This is a genomic window from Moorena sp. SIO2C4 (genome assembly GCF_010672485.1).
Classification (GTDB): domain Bacteria; phylum Cyanobacteriota; class Cyanobacteriia; order Cyanobacteriales; family Coleofasciculaceae; genus Moorena; species Moorena producens.
The window spans coordinates 1-4,042 of the sequence record NZ_JAAHGN010000700.1 but is presented as its reverse complement, the minus strand read 5'-3'; the positions used below and the strand labels follow the sequence as shown (position 1 = coordinate 4,042).

General features: G+C 43.0%; 5 protein-coding genes. All 5 read right to left on the bottom strand.

Annotated features, from left to right (window positions below):
* Positions 1–75: 75 nt before the first annotated feature.
* Positions 76–201 carry a hypothetical protein gene (locus F6K20_RS27475; protein ID WP_287249629.1) on the bottom strand — a complete coding sequence of 42 codons (126 nt, stop codon included), beginning with the start codon at positions 199–201 and terminating at the stop codon, positions 76–78.
* Positions 188–781 carry an RNA polymerase sigma factor gene (locus F6K20_RS27470; protein WP_008178027.1) on the bottom strand — a complete coding sequence of 198 codons (594 nt, stop codon included), beginning with the start codon at positions 779–781 and terminating at the stop codon, positions 188–190. Before F6K20_RS27470 ends, F6K20_RS27475 begins: the two co-directional genes overlap by 14 nt.
* A gap of 334 nt (positions 782–1,115) precedes the next feature.
* On the bottom strand, positions 1,116–1,481 hold the full coding sequence (locus tag F6K20_RS27465; protein WP_287296786.1) for a hypothetical protein: 366 nt from the start codon (positions 1,479–1,481) through the stop codon (positions 1,116–1,118).
* Positions 1,482–2,052: 571 nt separating this feature from the next.
* A complete protein-coding gene (locus tag F6K20_RS27460) occupies positions 2,053–3,039 on the bottom strand; it encodes a cysteine synthase A (RefSeq protein ID WP_287296785.1) in 987 nt (328 codons plus the stop codon).
* 118 nt (positions 3,040–3,157) lie between these two features.
* Positions 3,158–3,796, bottom strand: coding sequence for a peroxiredoxin (locus tag F6K20_RS27455; protein WP_008178020.1), 639 nt, complete (start codon positions 3,794–3,796; stop codon positions 3,158–3,160).
* Positions 3,797–4,042 lie beyond the last annotated feature (246 nt).

Below are 4,042 nucleotides of genomic sequence, written 5' to 3'. Positions count from 1 at the left end.
TGGTGCTATCAGCTATCAGCTTATGGGCTACAGATGGTGCTACTTGAGGTGCTTTTTAATAAAATAAGCTGACGGCTAACGGCTAACGGCTGACAGCTGACGGCTGAACGCGCACCCGTGAGCTTTTAGCTGACGGCTGACAGCTGACGGCACCTCAAGTAGCGTGCGCGTAGCGCATATGCTTACTTCAGGATAAGCCATAGTCTTCGAGCATAGAGTTGTCGATATCAAAAAAATAATCTCTCAAAACTTTCCTCATACGCTGATATCGTTTTCGCAACGCTGTATTACTTGCCAAGTTCAGGCGTTCTTCAATTTCAATCCAGGACAATTCCTCCATGACTCGTAACACAAAAATATCAAAATCTAGAGGACTTACTAGTTGTCTAATATCTGACAGTATTTCCTTGACATATTGATCCGATAAATAATCGGAAGCATCATTAGAGCTAATCTGGTATTCTATAGAGCTAAATTCACGTTCTTTTTTCCAATGCTTTCCTTTCTTAGCAAAATGCTCTCTAATCACATTTAAGCAGGTTGTTCTTAGCCAAGCTGATGGATTTTCAATATGTTGTCCAGATTCAATTTTGCTAACTCCGCGAATATAGCTTTCAATAAATATGTCAAAGATATCAAATTTGTGTTCAAGATTGAACTGCTTTAGTCTAAATTCAATAAATGCAAACAATCCCGATTTATTTCTTTGGTTTAAAAGAGAATTAACAGCGGCATCAAATTGTTTACGATTAGGGGACTTTGGAGGTTTTCTAGGTTGCATCTAGTGTAGTTCCTCGGGAAAAATAAAAGCACATGATGCCCCTGACTTTCAATTGTATTTGATAAAACTTATCATCACTATTACTCACTTAGTGACGATTAAGTCTCGATTTGTGACATTGATAAGTAGGTAGGGTAAAATAAATTCATCAAGGGTATAACCATGAAACAATGAGGTTACCGAGCTGTGTTGCCAAATTGGCATAAAAAATCTTTCCATAGCGGTGTTTTAGTATGCCTCGCTACTTACATTTGTCCTTGCTGACCCTAATGACTATAGCCCTTGTGATCATCAAGGAATTACCACATCAGTAGTTGCCACATTAGTTGCCACATTAGTTGTAGGTGCCCATGGCGTGCCCTTGGGATGCTTGCTCCCAATTGCCTGTGCTTAGCTCCCAGTCAGAACTGCTGTAGACGTAAGTGATTCGGATATGGTCTAGGATTATGTAGAAGCAGGTAGATTTTAGCCAGTCTGAGGGGTCTTGAATATCTTGTCCAGATTCAATTTTGCTAACGCCACGAATACAGCCCTCAAAAAGTATCTGGCCTATATCAAGTTCCTGTTCAAGATTGAAGTACTTGAGTTGGCGTTTAATAAATGTATATACCTCAGAGTTTTCTTTTTGTTTCCAGCTAGAATCAACTACTGCATCAAATTTTTGACGATTAGGGGATTTTAGGAGGTCTTGGGTTTGCATCTGGTGTACTTCCTCTAGAAAAATCAACATACGAAGTTCAGGCTTCTTACTTCAGTTTTTCTTGAAGAAGCCTCATCATTATTCTTAATAAATAATGAGAATTAAGTCTTGATTTGTGACACTGATCTAGTTTGATCGGTCAGCTAACCCGCGACGCCCATGCTACACTTTCTGCAAACAGCTATCAGCCCCTAGGCCCCAGAGAGCGAAGGAGTAATGGTTCAAGTTATAACCAAAAGCTCAGTTGACTTGAGGTGTCTTTCCAAAGTGAAAAGCCTTGGCACCAGTGTGTGTAGGTGTCTTTTTAGGGACATCCGTGGTGCCTAGGTTGCTCAAGGTGCTGACAGAGCAAGGCTTGATATTGATCTATATCAATTACAATACCAAGTTTGCTGGCATCTGTGACAGTACTCGAAAGGGTACTTTTATTTGTTTTTATTTGTGTTAAGCTTAAAGATTAGTTAGTAATAAGTGTCAAGGATTTCTGTCTGCTCCCTGTTCCCCGTTTCCCGTTGCCATTGGCTGAATACTTACAAAGATGACTAGATTAATGACCCTTCAGCCTTTTTCCTCAAGAGCTGCAATCACCCACAGAAAGTCCTTTAGATACCAACCATTCCTGATTGAATAGCCGTGACTGATAACGACCACCGCCATCACAAAGTACAGTCACAATTGTATGACCAGGTCCCATTTGTTTAGCCAGAGCAACAGCAGCTCCGACATTAATCCCGACAGACCCTCCCATAAATAATCCATCCCGGCTCAGCAGCTGGTAAACTACCCGGAGACATTCGTGGTCATCAATTTGAATGGCATCATCAATGGGAGCCTCTTCCATATTCCCAGTAATACGGCTGTTACCGATACCTTCTGTAATAGAGTTACCTTCCGGTTTAATTTCACCGGTCTTGACATAACTGTACAAACCGCTACCCATGGGGTCAGCCACTACACATTGAAGGTTAGGATTTTTTTCTTTCAAATACATCGCCACCCCTGCATAGGTTCCACCTGTCCCAGTTGCGGAAACCCAAGCATCAATTTTCCCGTCAGTTTGCTGCCACAGTTCTGGCCCAGTAGTTTCATAATGAGCCTGTCGGTTTGCCAAATTATCAAACTGATTCGCCCAGATGGCATTATCCATCTCTTGGGCAATGCGTCCAGAAAGCTTTACATAATTATTGGGGTTTTTGTAGGGTACTGCTGGCACTGGGCGAACTTCAGCTCCCAGGGTTCTGAGGGTATCCATTTTTTCTTGGGATTGAGTTTCCGGGATAATAATCAGGCACTTGTATCCCTTAGCATTACAGATATGGGCTAGACCAATGCCCGTATTGCCAGCGGTTCCTTCAACAACTGTACCCCCAGGCTTTAGTAAGCCTTTTTCTTCTGCATCTTTAATAATATAGAGGGCAGCTCGGTCTTTTACAGAACCTCCTGGATTGAGAAACTCGGCTTTCCCTAGAATTTCACAACCCGTCTCTTCGCTAAAGCTGTTTAAGCGAATAAGTGGTGTATTACCAACTGTATCAACAAAACCTGCTTTGATATCCATTTAAATCAAGTTTAAATTACAAATTCTAAATTCTAAATTCTAAATTCTAAATTCTAAATTCTAAAGAATGAAGGATGAAGTATCCTTAATCCTTCATCCTTCAGACTAGATAATTATTTCACTTGTTCGGTTGGGGTGTCATCCGCAGATAGGGCTTAATTTCCTCATATCCTTTGGGAAACCGTTCCTTCAACTCTTCTGGATCTTTGATGGAGGGTACAATAACACAGTCACCCCCGTCTGTCCAGTTAACGGGAGTAGCGACTTTATAGTCATCGGTCAACTGTAGGGAGTCAATCACTCGCAGGATTTCGTCAAAGTTACGACCGGTGCTAGCAGGGTAGGTTAACACTAACCGCAATTTCTTCTGTGGGTCGATGACGAAAACAGAGCGTACGGTTAGGGTATTGTCAGCGTTGGGGTGGATCATATCGTAAAGGTCAGACACCTTTTTATCTGGATCCGCCAAAATCGGGTAGTTGACCGTTGTTGTCTGGGTTTCGTTGATATCTCCAATCCAGCCTTTGTGGGAGTCAACATCATCCACGCTCAAGGCTAGCACTTTAACATTGCGCTTCTCAAATTCGGGCTTGAGTTTAGCAACCATACCTAACTCGGTAGTGCAAACTGGGGTGTAGTCGGCTGGGTGAGAAAACAGCACCACCCAGCTATCTCCTGCCCATTCATACAAATTAATCTCCCCTTCGCTGGAATTCTGAGTAAAGTCGGGTACGGTATCCCCCAATCGTAGAGTCATGGCTAAATCCTGTTGCTATTTGTTCTTGTCAGGATAGTTATCGTGCCACAAAACTCAAGTTTATCGGTCAGCTTTTAGATCTATTTTAGGATTGGCTTAGGAATTCTTTATTCAGCGGTCAGCGGTCAGCGGTCAGGGGTCAGCGGTCAGGGGTCAGCGGTCAGGGGTCAGCGGTCAGGGGTCAGCGGTCAGGGGTCAGCGGTCAGGGGTCAGCGGTCAGGGGTCAGGGGTCAGGGGTCAGGGGTC